The sequence below is a fragment of the Kitasatospora sp. NPDC003701 genome, from assembly GCF_053587085.1.
Genome location: NZ_JBSFNM010000002.1, coordinates 87974 through 104142, shown reverse-complemented (window position 1 = coordinate 104142; position 16169 = coordinate 87974). Strand labels below are relative to the sequence as shown.

Genomic DNA, 16169 nt, shown 5'->3' with positions numbered 1-16169 from the left:
GAGTCATGCGGGTCGGTATCACCGGACACCGGGGATTGGACGAGGTCGTGGAGTGCCAGGTACGGCAGCTCCTGGACGAGGCGGTACGCGGGCTGGGCGCGGGCCTGGTGGCTGTGTCGTGCATCGCCGATGGGCCGGACGCCTGGTTCGCGGAGCTGGTGTTGGAGCACGGCGGGCAGCTGGTCGTCGTCATTCCTGCGGAGCAGTACCGGGAGTCCCTTCCCGAGGACCACCACGCACTGTACGACCGACTGTTGAGCCGGGCGTCCGAGGTTCACCGCACGGGGATGACAGAGTCCGACTCGGTCGCACACATGGCGGGCAGCGAGATCTTGGTGGACTTGGTGGACGAGGTGCTGGCGGTGTGGGACGGCAAGCCGGCCCGTGGCTACGGCGGGACCGCAGACGTCGTCGCGTACGCCGAGGGGTGCGGCGTTCCGGTACGGGTGCTCTGGCCCGAGGGCGCTGAGCGGTAGGCGGCCGGAAGAGATGGAGAACGGAAGCGGGCACATGTCCTGGCAGGCGATGCGTTGGGAGATTCTGAACCGTCCGGGTGCCGGCGAGGCATACAAGGCGGCCCGGGGCCGGTTCGAACTGGGGGAGGCCGCGCGCAGCAGCGGTGAGGCCCCGGGGTGCCGGTCCGTGACGGACCCGCAGCCGCCGGAGACGGCGAGCTGAGTCAGTACGTGGGCCCGATGTGGGCGTCCATGAGGGCGACGGACTCCTTGCGGGCGACGGAGACGTTGACCTGGCCGGTCGGGCGCGGGATCGAGGCCTTCCACCGCACGCCGACGGCGTCGAGGGTGTCGGTGAAGAGCCGGATGATGTCGGTCGAGGTGTTGGTGAAGAAGTAGCGCGGGTACTCGTAGCGCTTCCGGACGCCACCGACCGTGCGCGTGGTCCAGTTGGTGATCCGGCAGCCGTCGGAGTGGATCAGGCCCCGGAGGAACTCCCAGGGGTGAGCGTCGACGATCTCCTGCTGCCAGGGCTCCAGGGCGATCCGACGTAGGTGCTTCGGGCCCGGGCCGTGCTGGGGGAAGAGGCAGGGCCAGTGCTTGCTCGTGCTGACTACGCTGGTGCACCCCGCGGCCCGCACGCGCTGGACCTTGTTGTGCGGCATGACTGCGGCGACTGCCCGTGCGCACTCGTCGATGAGCCCGGGCCATGCGTCCCCGCACGCTATGCGGAGGGCGTGGACGTTGCGGCGGCCCTCACTGATGCAGCCGTCACCGAGGTAGAGGCCCAGCAGGTACGCGTAGTCGGGGCGCGGACGCTGCGGTTCCAGATCGTTGTGGAGTACCGGACAGTCGGCTGTCGGGCGAGTGGCGAACACCGTGCCCGTCGCCCACTCGCGGATCGCGAAGCGGGAGATGCCGGTGGCGCGGCTGACCTGGCTGAAGGTCAGCCCGGATGCGTGGAGGTCGACTGCTCGCTGCCGTGTGGTCGTGTCGTACATACCGGCGAGCCTGCGGTACGCGTTGGCACGACAGGCCGAAAGTCGTGCGAATCTTCATTCGAAATAATGAAGATCGCCAACTGTTCTGCGATTTAGGCGACCTTGGAATTGAAGGAAAAGTACCCCGGGTGGGATTCGAACCCACGCTGTATGGTGTTTGAGACCATTGCCTCTTCCGCTGGGCTACCGGGGCAACCGCTGAATCGAAGGTTGCCCCCGACCCTGCTTGGTCTCAAACATACCGTGTCTAGGTACCCTCGTGCATGCAGTACCCCGCCGGAACGAGGAGCCCCGTGAGCACCGCCGACGAGCAGGCAGAGCCGCTTGAGACCGACATGCCCCAGATCACCCGAATTGTGATCGCCGAGGACGAGGCGTTGATCCGCCTCGACCTGAAGGAGATGCTCGAAGAGGAGGGGTACATCGTCGTCGGCGAGGCCGGTGACGGGGCCACGGCGGTGAAGCTGGTCCAGGACCTGAAGCCCGACCTGGCGATCCTGGACGTGAAGATGCCCGTCCTGGACGGGCTCTCCGCCGCCGAGCAGATCCACGAGGCGCACCTGGCGCCGGTCCTGATGCTGACCGCGTTCTCGCAGCGCGAACTGGTGGACCGGGCGCGGGACGCGGGCGCGATGGCGTACATCGTGAAGCCGTTCTCCAAGAGCGACCTGGTGCCCGCGATCGAGATGGCGGTCTCCCGCTACACCGAGATGCGGACGCTGGAGGAGGAGATCGCGGATCTCACCCAGCGGCTGGAGACCCGCAAGCTGGTGGACCGGGCGAAGAGCGTGCTGCAGACCAAGTTCGGTCTGAACGAGCCGGCCGCGTTCCGGTGGATCCAGAAGACCTCGATGGACCGTCGGATGACGATGGCCGCGGTCGCGGAGGCCGTGATCGAGGAGGGCGAGGCGCAGGACAAGAAGAAGGCCGACGAGGGCAAGCCCGAGGCCTGAAGCGGTCCTGGGCGGCTCTGAGCAGTCCTGAGGCGCACGACAGGGGCCCCGTCCGACCGGACGGGGCCCCTGGTCGTTCGGGCGGGTCAGTCCTCGCCGAGGTAGGCCTTGCGGACGGACTCGTCGTGCAGCAGGTCGGCGCCGGTGCCCTTGAGGACGATGCGGCCGGTCTCCATCACGTAGCCGTGGTCGGAGAGCGAGAGCGCGGCCTGGGCGTTCTGCTCGACCAGCAGGATGGTCGTCCCGCCGGCCTTGAGTTCCACGATGGTCGCCATGATCTTCTGCATCATCAGCGGCGAGAGGCCCATCGAGGGCTCGTCGAGCATCAGCAGCTTCGGCTGGGACATCAGCGCGCGCCCCATGGCGAGCATCTGCTGCTCGCCGCCGGACAGGGTGCCGGCGGCCTGCTTGCGCCGCTCCCCGAGGATGGGGAACAGGCCGTAGGCGCGCTCGACGTCCGCGGCGATCCCGGCCGTGTCGCTGCGCAGGAAGGCGCCGAGGAGCAGGTTCTCCTCGATGGTCATGCGCGGGAAGATGTGCCGGCCCTCGGGGGAGTGGGCGAGCCCGAGCGCGACGATCTTGTGGGCGGGGACGGTGGTGAGGGGCTGCCCGTCGAAGGTGACCGTGCCGCCGGTGGGCTTGAGCAGGCCGGAGAGGGTGCGCAGGGTGGTGGTCTTGCCGGCGCCGTTGGTGCCGATCAGGGTGGTGACCTCGCCCTGGTTGACGGTGAAGCTGATGCCCTTGACGGCTTCGATCTTGCCGTAGGCGACGCGGAGGTCCTTGACCTCGAGGAGTGCGGTCACTGGTCGGTCTCCGTTGCTGCGGGGGCGGTGCCTTCGAGCGGTGCGCCGAGGTAGGCGGTGATGACGCGTTCGTCGCTCTGGACGGTCTCGCGGTCGCCTTCGACGATCTTCTGGCCCTGGACCAGGACGGCGGTGCGGTCGCACAGGTTGAAGATGAACCGCATGTCGTGCTCGATGACGAGGATGGAGACGCCCTTGTCACGGATGGCGAAGACCAGTTCCTCGGCGGCCCGGGTCTCCTGCGGGTTCATGCCGGCGGTGGGCTCGTCGAGGAGCAGCAGGCCGGGGTCGGAGGCGAGGGCCCGGGCGATCTCCAGCTTGCGCTGCTCGCCGTAGGGGAGGTTGCGGGCGAGGTGCTCGGCCTTGTCGGCGAGGCCGGTGAACTGGAGGAGGTCCATGGCGCGGGCGCGGCTCTCGGCCTCGGCGCGGTGGTAGCCGGGGCCGCGCAGGATGGCGGAGAAGATGCCTTCCTTGGTGCGGCTGTGCCGGCCGACGAGGACGTTCTCCAGGACGGTCATGTTGGAGAAGAGCCGGATGTTCTGGAAGGTGCGGGCGATGCCGGCCTGGGTGACGAGGTGGGGCTTGGGGGGCAGGACGGTGCCGCGGTAGGCGACGCGTCCCTCGGTGGGGACGTAGAGGCCGGTGAGGCAGTTGAAGAAGGTGGTCTTGCCGGCGCCGTTGGGGCCGATCAGGCCGATGATCTCGCCCTCGCCGACGGTGAGGGAGACGTCGTTGACGGCGGTGAGGCCGCCGAAGCGCATGGTGACGCCGGAGACTTCGAGCAGGGGCTTGGCGGGGCCGGGGCGGTCGGAGACCGGTGCGGGGGCGTCGGTGGTGGTCATCTGGCTGGTCACGCCCCTGCCTTGGTGAGGGCGACGGTGTCGCCGTTGAGCTGTGTGGGGATCGTGGCCTCGTGGAACTCCAGCTGGCGGCGCCGGTTGGGGATGAGCCCTTCGGGGCGGACGCGCATCAGCACGATGAGGGCGATGCCGAAGGCGAGCAGCTGGTAGTTGGAGAGGAACTCGAGCTTCTTCGGGACGAGGAAGAGGAGGGTGGCGCCGGCCAGGGGGCCGCTGATGGTGCCCATGCCGCCGAGGATGACGGCGGCGAGCAGGAAGGCGGAGTTGGGCGGCAGGGCCTCGGCGAAGGTGTACTGGTCGGGGGTGACGGTGTAGCTGACGTGGGCCTGGACGGTGCCGGCGAGGCCGGCGAGGCAGGCGCCGAGGGCGAAGGCGAGGAGCTTGAGCCGGAAGCCGTTGATGCCCATGGCTTCGGCGGCGGTCTCGTCCTCGCGGATGGCGACCCAGGCGCGGCCGATGCGGGAGTTGCCGACCCGGGCGAAGACCAGCACGACCAGGGCGGTGACCAGGAGCATCAGCAGGTAGTAGTTGGAGAACCGGCCGAGTTCGACGCCGAGGACGGTGTGCGGCTTGCCGAGGTCGAAGCCGAGGATCTGGAGGTCGGGGATCCGCGGGATGCCGTTGGAGCCGTTGGTGATCTTGGGGCCGGTGGTGCCGTTGAGGTTGAGCATGGTGATGCGGAAGATCTCGCCGAACCCGAGGGTGACGATGGCGAGGTAGTCGCCGCGCAACCGCAGGGTGGGGGCGCCGATCAGGACGCCGAAGATCATCGAGACCACGGCGCCGGTCAGCATCGCGGCCCAGAAGGGGAACTGGACGTGGATGGGCGAGGCGGGGGAGCCGGAGACCAGGGCGGCGGCGTAGGCGCCGACGCCGAGGAAGGCGACGTACCCGAGGTCGAGCAGACCGGCCAGGCCGACGACGATGTTGAGGCCGAGGGCGACGGTGGCGAAGATCAGGATGTTGGCGGCGACCGAGGTGTACTGGTCGCTGGTCTGGGTGAACGGGAAGCCCGCGGCGGCGGCGAAGGCGGCGCCGGTGGTGACCGGGCGGTGCTTGACGGTCAGCGCGCGCAGCCGGGCCAGCAGGCCGGCCTTGCCGAGGGCGGCGATCACGGCGGCGGCGAGCAGCAGGTAGGCGATGAAGAGCTCGCCGTACTCGGTGTCGATGCCGAAGGTGATCGCGAACAGGCCGACGGCGAAGGCCGCGACGATGAGCAGGACCTCGGCCCAGGAGGGCAGTTCGCGGGCGGCGGGCAGCGGCCGTTCGACGGTGCCGAGCCGGAGCCCGCTGTTGGCGAGGTGGCCCAGCTGGAGCAGCAGGACGGCGCCGGTGGCGATCACGAGGGCGCCGGCCAGGGCGGTCAGCACCGGGGCGACGGGCTTGTCCTCGGGGATGGCGTGGGTGGCGAACCAGGCGATCGGGGCGGCGGGGACGAGCAGGAAGAGCCGCCGGTCGAGGATCCGCAGCGGGACGCGGGTGCGCCGGTCGAGCGGGAGGCCGAGGGTGCCGGCGAGGGCGAGCAGGGAGCCGAGCGCGGCGACCCAGCCGCCGGGGTCGAGGTTGGCGAGGCCGCCGAGGTCGACCGCGATGGCGATGACGGAGAACCAGCTGACGGCGAAGGCGCCGGCGGCGGCGAGCAGGACGGCGTTGTTGCTGCGGGCGGGGGCGATCCAGCGCAGGCCGGGGACGCCCTGGGTGGCGAGCAGCACGGCGAGGGTGAGCAGGCCGGCGGTGAGGGCGAGCCACTGGAGGCCGGCGGGGGAGCCGTAGTAGGTGAGGTCGCCGGGGAACTCGTCGGTCCAGGTCCAGGACATCAGGGCGGAGGCGGCGGTGGTGACGGCGCCCAGGCCGGTGAGGAGTACGGCGGCGCGGGACGGCAGCGGGATGACCGGGGTGGTCTCGGTGTTCGAGGTGGTGGTCATGGTGCTCACGCCCTGTCCGCGACGCGTTCGCCGAGCAGGCCCTGAGGTCGGACGAGCAGGACGAGGATGAGGAGTACGAAGGCCCAGACGTCCTTCCAGGCGCCGCCTCCGAAGAGGTGCATGCCGGGCAGGTGCTGGATGTAGCCGGTGGCGAGGGCTTCGGCGAGGCCGAGGGCGACGCCGCCGAGCATGGCGCCGTAGATGTTGCCGATGCCGCCGAGGACGGCGGCGGTGAAGGCCTTGAGGCCGAGGATGAAGCCCATCCGGAAGTCGACCTGGCCGCTGCGCAGGCCGTAGGCGACGGCGGCGACGGCGGCGAAGGCGGCGCCGATGGCGAAGGCCATGACGATGATCCGGTCGGTGTCGATGCCCATGAGCTTGGCGGTGTCGGGGTCCTGGCTGGTGGCCTGCATGGCGCGGCCGGAGCGGGTGCGGGTGACGAACCAGCCGAGGGCGAGCATGCACAGCGGGGCGGCGATGATCAGGAAGATGTCGCTGCGCTGGATGGTGACGGAGCCGAGCTCGAAGGGGTCACCGGGGATCTTGGGGAAGACCCGGGCCTTCTTCGCGTCGGGGTAGAACGAGAAGACCAGCTGCTGGAGGACGATCGACAGGCCGATCGCGGTGATCAGCGGGGCGAGCCGGGGGGCGCTGCGCAGCGGCCGGTAGGCGAAGCGCTCGGCGGCGACGGCGGTGAGGGTGGAGACCAGGATGCCGGCGATCAGCATCAGCGGTAGGGCCAGCCAGAGTGTGGTGCCGCCGGGGAGGGCGAGGTAGGCGGTCAGGGCGCCGAAGCCGCCGACCATGACGATCTCGCCGTGGGCGAAGTTGATGAGCTGGACGATGCCGTAGACCATCGTGTAGCCGATCGCGACGAGCCCGTAGAGGGCGCCGAGGATCAGGCCGTTGGCCAGCTGCTGCGGTAGGTCGTGCACCGCTGGGCCTCCGTTGTGCGTGTGGTGGGTCCGCGTGGGTGGTGGATGTGGGGGCGCGCGGGGGCACTCGTGGCGCCCCCGCGCGGTTGTTCCGACGTGCTGTGGCGTTGCCGACGTGCGGTCGGCTCAGCCGTTCGACGTGCGGGTGTCCGGTCGGGTCAGCCGCTGAAGGTGCCGGACTTCTCCACGGCCCACTTGCCGTCCTTGACGGTGTAGACGGTGAGCTGCTTGTTGGTGGTGTCGCCGAACTCGTCGAACGAGACCTTGCCGGTGACGCCGTCGAAGGAGACCTTCTGGACGGCCTCGACGACCTTGGCGCGGGGGCTGTCGGGGAGCTTGCCGCTGTTGGCGCTCACGACGGCCTTGACGCCCTGGATGATGGCCCAGGCGCTGTCGTAGGAGTAGCCGCCGTAGGTCTCGTAGGCGTCCTTGTAGCCGGCCGTCTTGTAGTCGGCGATGAACTTGGCGGCGGTGGGGAGCGCCTCGACGGGCAGGCCGACGGCGGTGGCGTAGTCGCCCTGGCTCTTGGGGTTGAGCTTGATGAAGTCGCCGCTCTGGATGCCGTCGCCGCCCATCAGCGGGATGTTGACGCCGGCGTCCTTGAGCTGGAGCGAGAGCGGGCCCGCGGCGGGGTACTCGCCGCCGTAGTAGACGGCCTCGGCGCCGGAGGTCCTGACCTTGGTGACGATGGCGGCGAAGTCGCGGTCGTCGGGGTTGACGTGCTCCTCGCCGACGATGCTGCCGCCCTGCTTGGTGAACTCGCCCTTGAAGGTGGCGGCGAGGCCGGCGCCGTAGGTCTTCTGGTCGTCGATGAGGAAGACCTTGGTCTTCTTGGCGTCCTTCGCCAGGAACTGGGCGGCGAAGGGGCCCTGGACGGCGTCGGTGGTGGCGGTGCGGAAGTAGGACTTGAAGGGGCGGGCCTTGGTGCCGCTGGCCCACTTCTCGCCCTGGCTGAGGGCGACGCCGGTGTTGGCGGGGGAGATCTGGACGAGGTTGGCGTCGTTGAAGATCTGCTGCATGGACTGGGCGACGCTGGAGTTCAGCGGGCCGACGACGCCGATGACGTTCTTGTCGGCGACCAGCTGGGTGGCGTTCTGCTGGCCCGGGGCGGGCTTGGCGGTGTCGTCCAGGGCCTTGATCTCGAACTTGACGCCCGGGACCTCGTTCTTCTCGTTGGCCTGCTTGACGGCGAGCTCGACGGAGTTGCGGATGCCGAGGCCGAGGGCGGAGAGGTCGCCGGTGAGGGGGGCGTCGACGCCGATGGTGACGGTGGTGGTCGCCCCGGCGTTGCCGTCCCCGGACTTCTTCTCGCCGCGGGATCCGCAGGCGCTGATGCTGAGGGCGCCGATCACGGCAATGCTCACGACAACTGCTGAACGGTGACGCACAGGGGTCCCCTTCGGTTCAGGAGGGCGCCGCGCCTGAGTGGCGGGAGCCGGGATGCGCGGTGGGCCTGGCCCACTCCGGTGGCGCGGTGACTGGCCGTGACTCTAGATGCCCCTGGGCGGCTCGGGCAGTGGTGCGGCGAGGCTGTGATTCTCTTGTTATGAGCACACGGAGCGACCGTCTCACTATGTGGTCGTTCTGGTTCGATCGATCCCGCACCGTCGGGCATTTACTCGCCGGTAGGTGCATGTAAGGGCCAGAAATGCAGGTGACTCCTGGCTGCACCGATAATCGGACACGACTGTCCGCAGTGCTGGAGTCGGGCGTGTGCGTCCGAATATCGGACATCCGAGGGGATGACGAAGAGCCCCCGGGGCGATGTGGCCCCGGAAGCGGTCGAAAACTCGGAATTCCTACTTGTTACGCAGTGTTACATCCTTGAAAGTGCGTGGAAACGCAGCCGCCCCCTTGTCTGGACCAACGCCTGCCCAGGGCAGTCGAAGGTCAAACAAGGGGGCGGGCAAGGGAATTGATGATCGGTCGGCCCGGTGGGCGGGCCATTGGCAGGCCGGCCGGGCCGACGGGGTGTCAGAGGTCGCGGAGCATGCAGGTCAGGCGGCAGCTGGTGACCCGCTTGCCGGTGTCGTCGGTGATCGCGATCTCGTACGTGGCGGCGGTGCGCCCCTTGAACACGGCGGTGGCGACCCCGGTGATCAGGCCGGAGGTGGCCGAGCGGTGGTGGGTGGCGTTCAGGTCCACGCCCACCGCGTACCGGCCGGGGCCGGCGTGCAGCATCGCGCCGACCGAGCCGAGGGTCTCGGCCAGCGCGGCCGAGGCGCCGCCGTGCAGCAGGCCGTACGGCTGCTGGTTGCCCTCGACGGGCATGGTGCCGACCACCCGGTCACCGGAGGCCTCGACGACCCGGATGCCGAGCTTGTCGCCGAGGCGGCCGCCGGAGAAGGTGGCCGGGTCCACGCCGAGCTTCGCGAAGTGGTCCAGCACCTCCTGCGGGATGTTCAGGGCGGGGGCCGCGTCGGGGGTGGTCGCGCCGGGGGCCGCTTCGGTCATGGGGGAGCTCCTGCCGCTCGGGGTCACGTCGTCGTGCTGCCTGTGATCGTACGACCGTCCTACTCGGCGGTAGCGCTCGCGTCGGGAGGTTGGCGTGGCGCTCCCGCCCCGGCCCTCGTGCCCGACGGCGCCCCGGCCCTCGCGCCCGACGGCGCCCCCGGCCCTCGCGCCCGCCGGTGCGCCCGCCCGTACGCGTGGGCGTGCGGGCGCCCGTGTGCGCGGGCGCCCGGCGCCCGGGCTGTGCGGCGCCCCTTTTGTCGGTGCCGGGCCATAGGATCGGTGGCCGGTAGTGGAATCGGCAGGAACGGACGTTGACGTGGCTACGCAGAGTACGGACAAGGGCGCGGCGGGTGGCGGCGGGGCGCGGCCCCGGCTGATGCTGCTCGACGGGCACTCGATGGCCTACCGGGCGTTCTACGCGCTGCCCGTGGAGAACTTCAACACCTCCACCGGCCAGCCCACCAACGCGGTGTACGGCTTCGCCTCGATGCTCGCCAACACCGTCCGGGACGAGGCGCCCACCCACCTCGCGGTGGCCTTCGACCTCTCCCGGCAGACGTTCCGCTCCGTCGAGTTCCCCGACTACAAGGCCAACCGGGCCAAGACGCCCGACGAGTTCCGCAGCCAGGTCCCCCTGATCGGCGAACTCCTGGACGCCATGCGGGTGCCGCGGATGACGGTCGAGGGCTTCGAGGCCGACGACATCATCGCCACCCTCGCCACCGCCGCCGAGGCGGCCGGCTTCGACGTCGACATCGTCACCGGCGACCGCGACTCGCTCCAGCTGGTCACCGACCACATCACCGTCCTCTACCCGACCAAGGGCGTCTCCGAGCTCACCCGCTACACCCCGGAGAAGGTCGCCGAGAAGTACGGCGTCACCCCCCGCCAGTACCCCGACCTCGCGGCCCTGCGCGGGGACCCGTCCGACAACCTGCCCGGCATCCCGGGCGTGGGCGAGAAGACGGCCGCCAAGTGGGTCAACCAGTTCGGCTCCTTCGACGAACTCGTCGCCCGCGCCGACGAGGTGAAGGGCAAGATCGGCGAGAAGCTGCGGGACAACCTGGACTCGGTGAAGCGCAACCGCGTCCTCACCGAGCTGGTCCGCGACGTCGAACTCCCGCTCGGCGTCGCCGACCTGGGCCGCGCCGCGTTCGACCGCGAGGCCGTCGCCGCCCTGATGGAGTCGCTGGAGTTCCGCAACGGCAACTTCCGCGACCGGGTCTTCGGCATCGACCCGGCCGCGGCCGAGCCCGAGGCCGCCGCCGAACTCGCCCCCGGCGTCGAGGTGGACGGCGAGCTGCTCACCGACCCGGGCACGCTGGCCGAGTGGCTGCGGCAGCACGCCGGCGGCAAGGCCCCGGTCGCGCTGGCCGCCGTCTACCAGTGGGCGCTCGGCACCGGCGAGGTCACCGAGATCGCGCTGGCCGTCGGCGAGTCCGCCGCCTGGTTCGACCCGGCGCTGCTCGCCGAGGAGGACGAACGCGCCCTCGCCGCCTGGCTGGCCGACCCGGCCGCCCCCAAGGCCCTGCACATCGCCAAGCAGGTGATGCGCGCCTTCGCCGAGCGCGGCTGGATGATCGAGGGCGTCGTCGCCGACACCGCCCTCGCCGCCTACCTGGAGAAGCCCGGCCGCCGCACCTTCACCCTGGAGGTGCTCGCCGAGGAGTACCTGGCCCGCTCGCTCGCCCCGGCCCCGGTGGCCGAGAGCGGCCAGCTCGCCTTCGACGCCCCGGAGGAGGGCGACGGGGTCGACGCCACCGCTGCCCGCGCCCAGGCGCTGATGCTCCAGGCCCGCGCCGTGCTCGACCTCGCCGCGCTCTTCGAGACCCGCCTCGCCGAGGTCGGCGCCACCGAGCTGCTGCGCGACATGGAGCTGCCGATCGCCGCCCTGCTGGCCCGGATGGAGCGCACCGGCATCGCCGCCGACCGCCCCTGGCTCACCGGTCTGGAGGCCCAGTTCGCCGCCGAGATCCAGCGCGTGGTGGAGGAGGCGCACGCCGCCGCCGGCCACGAGTTCAACCTGGGCTCGCCCAAGCAGCTCCAGGAGATCCTCTTCGGCGAGCTGGCCCTGCCCAAGACCAAGAAGATCAAGACCGGCTACACCACCGACGCCGACGCGCTCACCTGGCTGGCCACCCAGACCGACAACGAGCTGCCGGTCATCCTGCTCCGCCACCGCGACCAGGCCAAGCTGCGCACCACCGTCGAGGGCCTGCTCAAGACGGTCTCGCCGGCCGGGCGCATCCACACCACGTTCAACCAGATGGTCGCCGCCACCGGCCGGCTCTCCTCGCAGGACCCGAACCTGCAGAACATCCCCGTCCGCACCGAGGAGGGCCGGGCCATCCGCCGCGCCTTCGTCGTCGGCGCGGGCCACGAGTCGCTGCTGACGGCCGACTACTCCCAGATCGAGCTGCGCATCATGGCCCACCTCTCCGAGGACGAGGCCCTGCTCGAGGCCTTCGCCACCGGCGAGGACCTGCACACCACCGTCGCCTCCCAGGTCTTCGAGGTCCCCGGCGACGCCGTGGACGCCGAGATGCGCCGCAAGATCAAGGCGATGTCCTACGGCCTGGCGTACGGGCTCTCCGCGTACGGGCTCTCCCAGCAGCTCGGCATCAAGCCCGCCGAGGCCCAGGGCCTGATGGACACCTACTTCGAGCGCTTCGGCGGTGTGCGCGACTACCTGCGCCGGGTCGTCGACGAGGCCCGCGCCACCGGCTACACCGAGACCCTGCTCGGCCGCCGCCGCTACCTGCCGGACCTCAACAGCGACAACCGCCAGCGCCGTGAGATGGCCGAGCGGATGGCCCTCAACGCCCCGATCCAGGGCTCGGCCGCCGACATCGTCAAGATCGCCATGCTGCGGGTGGACGAGGCGCTGACCGCCGCCGGCCTCACCTCCCGGATGCTGCTCCAGGTGCACGACGAAATCGTGCTGGAGCTGGCCCCCGGCGAGCGCGAGCGGGTCGAGGCGATCGTCCGCGAGCAGATGGCCGGCGCCTACCCGCTGCGCGCCCCGCTCGACGTCTCGGTGGGCGTCGGCGTGAACTGGGAGGCCGCCGCGCACTGACGTGCCGTCAGCAGGCCCCGGGCAGCGCCTTGTCGAGGCGGCGCCCGGGGCCTTCTCGGCGCCGGGGAGCGGTCCTACCCTGGCGGGTATGCCTGCCGATGAGCTGATCCGCCGCGGTCGTGACGACAGCACCGTCGACCTGGTCTTCGAGTCCGGTGGGGGTTCCTGGCCCGCCGCCGCGCGCCTGGTGCTGCGCATGCTCGCCGTCCTGCTCGCCGTGGGCGTCGTCCTCCTCCCCGCCGGCCTGCTGCTCGTGGAAGTCGCGGTGATCATCGGCGCCACCTTCGTGGGCGCGGTGACCGTCGGCGCGGTGCTGTGGGTGTCCGCGGTGCTGGTCCTGTGGCCGTTCGTCTCGGCCGGCGAGCTGCGGACCGTCCGCCGGGTGCAGTTCGCCCCGGCCCGGAACCCGGCCGAACTGCGATTCGTCCGGGGCGCCCGCGCCGACGCCTGGGCCCCGATCTCCGGACTGCGGCGCATCCAACTGGACGAGACCGTGGAGGAGCCCTACGAGGGCGACCCCGCGCCGGCCGGCCGCACCCTCGACATCACGGTGGTGACCCTGACCGGCGACGACGGCCGTCCGCACCGGGCGCCGGACGGGACCGACGTCGACGCGCTCCAGCGCTCCCTGGAGGAGCTGCTCGGCCCGGCCGGCGTTCCCGTCCTGCGCCGCACCGAACGTCGTGTCCGCCGCAAGCCCCGGCCCTCCTCCGGCGGCGGCTGGAGCTACGGCGGCTCGGGCTCGGCCAATTCCGGCGGAGGCTTCTCCGGCGGCGGGTGAGCCGGGGGCGGGTGAGCCGGTGCCCCGCCCACCGGTGCCCCGCCCGCCGCCGTGCCGCCGGAGCAGCGGTCCTGGGCGCCGGCAGCAGCTCGCGGACCGCCGGGCCGCCGTCCGCGTGCCCGGCGGGGCGGGGTACGCCGGGATCCGCCGCTCCATCGCGGTGGCTCCGGGGGGTTGATACCGGGTCAGGGAGCCTCTTCACTTGTCATGGCGCCGCCGTCCTTGATCGTGGACGCGGCACCACCGCTCCGATGCTCCGACGCCTCACCCGACGAGTCTGGAGATCCCCTCATGTCCCAGTCCCGCCTGCGGCGCGCCGTTGTCGCGCTGACGGCCCTGCCCCTGCTCGCGCTCGGGGCGGGCCAGGCCGTGGCCGCCCCGGCCCCGACCCCGGCCCCCGCTCCCGCTGCCGCCTCCAAGGTGACCGCGATCGAGGACGAGGTCGCCCGCGCCCTGGCCGCCTCCCTCGCCGACCCCGCCCTGCGCGAGCGGCTGCGCACGGCGACCGCCGCCGCGCCCGCCGGCGCCGAACTCGCCCCGCTGGCCGCCGGACTGTCCGGCGCCACCGCCCGCGGACTCGCCGCCGCGACCGCCCGCGCGGACCGCGCGGTGGCCACCGCCAAGGGCCTCGGCGACCTCGGCCCGCTGCTGCGGGTCCAGCTGGCCGACCCGTCGATGCGGGCCGCCCTGGAGGCCGGTACCGAGCCGCTGGTGGCGATCGCCGGCACCGACGAGCACGCCCGCACCGTCCGCGCCTACGACACCGCCGGCCGGGTCCGCGGCCTGGACGCCGCCACCCTGCCCACCCGCCCGGTCTACCTGGTCGACATCGACACGGCCAAGGCCCTGACCGCCGGGATCGACCTGCTCCAGCGCGAGCTGGCCGCCCGCGGGATCGCCCCGGCCGCCCCGCAGTCCTCCGCGGCCCAGGCTGCGGCCGGCTGGTGGGGCACCAAGATCACCTCGGTCGAGGTGAACGACGACGAGGAGCCCTGGTTCAAGGGCGCCGCCGAGATGTTCAGCCTGGTGAGCGGCTTCGGCCAGGACGGCAAGGTCCGGGTCGACTCGGTCGCCATGCCGTACCTGCAGTACGACGGCACGGTGTACTACCCCAACCAGATCCTGGTGAACTGGTCGAACTACAAGTACAACCTGGCCGACGTCGTGCTGATGGAGGACGACGGCGACACCAACTACCTGGCCCTCGCCCAGGCCGTGGCCGCCGTCCTGCTCACCATCGCCGACCAGGGCGCCTACATCCCGCTGGTGAACGCCGTCCTGGCGGCGCTGCCCGCCTCCTGGTGGGTCGACGACCCGGACTACGTCGAGTCCTGGTACACCCTCGCCCGCACCAGCACCGGCCGCCTCAACGGCGCCCGGGGCAACGGCTGGATGACCGTCGAGCCGTACTGGGTCGGCCAGCTCTGACCGTCCCGACCCGGCCGGGTCGGCGCCGCGCGTCGCCGCGCCCCGTCGGCCCGGCCCGGTCGGGCACAGTCGATCAACCCCGGTGACGGGGGCAATTTCGTACTACCGTAAGCCCGATGACAACGGAATCCCCTTCGACCGACCGGCCCACCTCCCTGGCCGAGGCACCCACGCTCCAGGCCCGCAACTCCGCCGCCTTCTGGACCGCGACCGCCCGGAGTCGTGGGCACGAGGTGATCCGGCGCCGCGGGTTCGTCGCCGCCGACGGCGACGAGCGTGCGGGCCAGCGGATCCTGGTCCAGGAGGCCGACCTCGGCCCGGACGAAGTGGCCGAGGTGAGCGAGCTGACCCGCCGGGCCGCCGGCCCGGTGATCGTCGAGGACCCGTTCGGCGCGACCGACCTGAGCCACCTGGGCATGCGCAGCTGGCAGATGCCGGTCATGCTGCGCCTGCCCGGGCCCGTCGCCGACCCGGCGCTGGACGTGATCCGGGTCCGGCGGCCCGAGGACCTCCGCGCGGCCGAGCGGGTCGTGATCGAGGGCTTCGAGCTGGACGGCTTCGAGCCCTACCGCCCCGGCGAGCTCTTCCCGACGTCGCTGATCGAACAGCCGGGCGTGGACGTGTTCATCGCCTCCGTCGACGGCGTGGCGGCGGGAGCCGGCGTGAGCGTCCTGGCCGACGGCGTCGGCAGCCACTACTGGATCGCCACCTCCTCGGCCTTCCGCTCACGCGGCGCGGGCCGGGCGGTCATGCTCGGCGCCCTCGCCCACCTGGCGGACCTCCCGGCCACCCTCACCGCCTCGAAGCTGGGCAGGCCGCTGTACGAGTCGCTGGGGTACACGGTCGCGGCCCAGTCGACCTGGTGGGCCTCCTCCTGACCGACGGCGCGGTGCGCGGGAAGTCGGGCGGGCCGACTTCCCGCGCGCGGCTGTTCAGTCGGTGACGGGTGACGGCCGGCGCCCGGGGGCGGAACCCGTGGTGCGCCGGTCGGACTGGGCGATGAGGTTCCCCCGCCTCACTCCAGCAGGCGTTCCACGTCGTCGGGAACCCACGGGAAGGGGACGTCGGGCCACCGTGCGGCAGCCCATGTGTCGAGATCGACGGCGAGGACGGCGTCGATGAAGACCTGGGGCGGCCGATAGCCGTGAGCGGTGATGTAGTGCGTGATCAGGAACGGGGCGGCGTAGGCGATGCCGGGCTCCCCCGGGATCCGCACTTCCCCGTTCCCTTCGGGAGCCACTTCCTCGGGGCACAGGCCGCAGTCGTGCCAGCCGAGGCAGACGTTCATCCACTGGACCTCCTGGACGGCTTTCAGCTTCTCCACGAAGTGAGCGGGAACCGGCCCGGTCGAGTACGTCCTGCCGGCCTCCAGCCATCCCACGTTCAAGCGGGTGTACGCCGGCCGGTACCAGAGCGCGTAGAAGCCCGATTCCTCGTCCGTGAACGAGTCGTCGACCTGGTAGTCGTACTCGCTGAGATCTTCATAGAACACCTGGAC

The 16169-nt window shown here is 71.3% G+C and carries 14 protein-coding genes and 1 tRNA gene; 6 read left to right on the top strand and 9 right to left on the bottom strand.

Annotation, left to right across the window (positions count from 1 at the left end; translation table 11 throughout):
* Positions 1-5 precede the first annotated feature (5 nt).
* Positions 6-476 carry a hypothetical protein gene (locus ACWDRR_RS02610; protein WP_449770337.1) on the top strand — a complete coding sequence of 157 codons (471 nt, stop codon included), beginning with the start codon at positions 6-8 and terminating at the stop codon, positions 474-476.
* Positions 477-679: 203 nt separating this feature from the next.
* On the opposite strand, the gene ACWDRR_RS02605 is transcribed toward ACWDRR_RS02610, so the two are convergent.
* Positions 680-1456 (bottom strand): transcriptional regulator, encoded by a 777-nt coding sequence (locus tag ACWDRR_RS02605; protein ID WP_449770336.1) that lies wholly within the window; start codon positions 1454-1456, stop codon positions 680-682.
* Positions 1457-1576: 120 nt separating this feature from the next.
* Positions 1577-1649, bottom strand: a tRNA-Leu gene (locus tag ACWDRR_RS02600).
* 70 nt (positions 1650-1719) lie between these two features.
* Here ACWDRR_RS02600 and ACWDRR_RS02595 point away from each other — a divergent pair.
* Complete coding sequence (locus tag ACWDRR_RS02595) at positions 1720-2409, top strand: ANTAR domain-containing response regulator (RefSeq protein ID WP_449770335.1); 690 nt, start codon at positions 1720-1722, stop codon at positions 2407-2409.
* An 86-nt stretch (positions 2410-2495) separates the two neighbouring features.
* On the opposite strand, the gene ACWDRR_RS02590 is transcribed toward ACWDRR_RS02595, so the two are convergent.
* The 6 genes from ACWDRR_RS02590 to ACWDRR_RS02565 form a co-directional block, all read right to left on the bottom strand.
* Positions 2496-3212: an ABC transporter ATP-binding protein gene (locus ACWDRR_RS02590; RefSeq protein WP_360633189.1), complete on the bottom strand. Its 717-nt coding sequence runs from the start codon at positions 3210-3212 to the stop codon at positions 2496-2498.
* Entirely contained in the window at positions 3209-4054 is an 846-nt protein-coding gene (locus tag ACWDRR_RS02585) for an ABC transporter ATP-binding protein (RefSeq protein ID WP_449770530.1), read from the bottom strand. Before ACWDRR_RS02585 ends, ACWDRR_RS02590 begins: the two co-directional genes overlap by 4 nt.
* An 8-nt stretch (positions 4055-4062) precedes the next feature.
* Entirely contained in the window at positions 4063-5997 is a 1935-nt protein-coding gene (locus tag ACWDRR_RS02580; protein ID WP_449770334.1) for a branched-chain amino acid ABC transporter permease, read from the bottom strand.
* A 5-nt stretch (positions 5998-6002) separates the two neighbouring features.
* Positions 6003-6932: a branched-chain amino acid ABC transporter permease gene (locus ACWDRR_RS02575; RefSeq protein ID WP_360633186.1), complete on the bottom strand. Its 930-nt coding sequence runs from the start codon at positions 6930-6932 to the stop codon at positions 6003-6005.
* A 158-nt stretch (positions 6933-7090) separates the two neighbouring features.
* Positions 7091-8320, bottom strand: coding sequence for a branched-chain amino acid ABC transporter substrate-binding protein (locus ACWDRR_RS02570; RefSeq protein WP_449770333.1), 1230 nt, complete (start codon positions 8318-8320; stop codon positions 7091-7093).
* 586 nt (positions 8321-8906) lie between these two features.
* A complete protein-coding gene (locus ACWDRR_RS02565) occupies positions 8907-9386 on the bottom strand; it encodes a PaaI family thioesterase (RefSeq protein WP_449770332.1) in 480 nt (159 codons plus the stop codon).
* Between the two features lie 376 nt (positions 9387-9762).
* On the opposite strand from ACWDRR_RS02565, the gene polA reads away from it, so the two are divergent.
* The 4 genes from polA (at position 9763) to ACWDRR_RS02545 (ending at position 15549) form a co-directional block, all read left to right on the top strand.
* The gene (gene polA, locus ACWDRR_RS02560; protein WP_449770529.1) at positions 9763-12462 is read left to right on the top strand and encodes a DNA polymerase I; all 2700 of its coding nucleotides are present in this window, start codon (positions 9763-9765) and stop codon (positions 12460-12462) included.
* 88 nt (positions 12463-12550) lie between these two features.
* Positions 12551-13243 carry a hypothetical protein gene (locus tag ACWDRR_RS02555; protein ID WP_449770331.1) on the top strand — a complete coding sequence of 231 codons (693 nt, stop codon included), beginning with the start codon at positions 12551-12553 and terminating at the stop codon, positions 13241-13243.
* 291 nt (positions 13244-13534) lie between these two features.
* A complete protein-coding gene (locus tag ACWDRR_RS02550) occupies positions 13535-14671 on the top strand; it encodes a DUF3103 family protein (RefSeq protein WP_449770330.1) in 1137 nt (378 codons plus the stop codon).
* 116 nt (positions 14672-14787) lie between these two features.
* Positions 14788-15549, top strand: coding sequence for a GNAT family N-acetyltransferase (locus tag ACWDRR_RS02545; protein WP_449770329.1), 762 nt, complete (start codon positions 14788-14790; stop codon positions 15547-15549).
* Between the two features lie 137 nt (positions 15550-15686).
* Here ACWDRR_RS02545 and ACWDRR_RS02540 read toward each other — a convergent pair whose 3' ends face one another.
* Positions 15687-16163, bottom strand: coding sequence for a DUF7919 family protein (locus ACWDRR_RS02540; protein WP_449770328.1), 477 nt, complete (start codon positions 16161-16163; stop codon positions 15687-15689).
* Positions 16164-16169: the final 6 nt, after the last annotated feature.

Bases quoted from the DNA above. Each gene is read 5' to 3' on its own strand.
- ACWDRR_RS02610 (WP_449770337.1), top strand. From the start codon at position 6: ATGCGGGTCGGTATCACCGGACACCGGGGATTGGACGAGGTCGTGGAG.
- ACWDRR_RS02605 (WP_449770336.1), bottom strand. From the start codon at position 1,456: ATGTACGACACGACCACACGGCAGCGAGCAGTCGACCTCCACGCATCC.
- ACWDRR_RS02595 (WP_449770335.1), top strand. From the start codon at position 1,720: ATGCAGTACCCCGCCGGAACGAGGAGCCCCGTGAGCACCGCCGACGAG.
- ACWDRR_RS02585 (WP_449770530.1), bottom strand. From the start codon at position 4,054: ATGACCACCACCGACGCCCCCGCACCGGTCTCCGACCGCCCCGGCCCC.
- ACWDRR_RS02580 (WP_449770334.1), bottom strand. From the start codon at position 5,997: ATGACCACCACCTCGAACACCGAGACCACCCCGGTCATCCCGCTGCCG.
- ACWDRR_RS02565 (WP_449770332.1), bottom strand. From the start codon at position 9,386: ATGACCGAAGCGGCCCCCGGCGCGACCACCCCCGACGCGGCCCCCGCC.
- polA (WP_449770529.1), top strand. From the start codon at position 9,763: ATGCTGCTCGACGGGCACTCGATGGCCTACCGGGCGTTCTACGCGCTG.
- ACWDRR_RS02555 (WP_449770331.1), top strand. From the start codon at position 12,551: ATGCCTGCCGATGAGCTGATCCGCCGCGGTCGTGACGACAGCACCGTC.
- ACWDRR_RS02550 (WP_449770330.1), top strand. From the start codon at position 13,535: ATGTCCCAGTCCCGCCTGCGGCGCGCCGTTGTCGCGCTGACGGCCCTG.
- ACWDRR_RS02545 (WP_449770329.1), top strand. From the start codon at position 14,788: ATGACAACGGAATCCCCTTCGACCGACCGGCCCACCTCCCTGGCCGAG.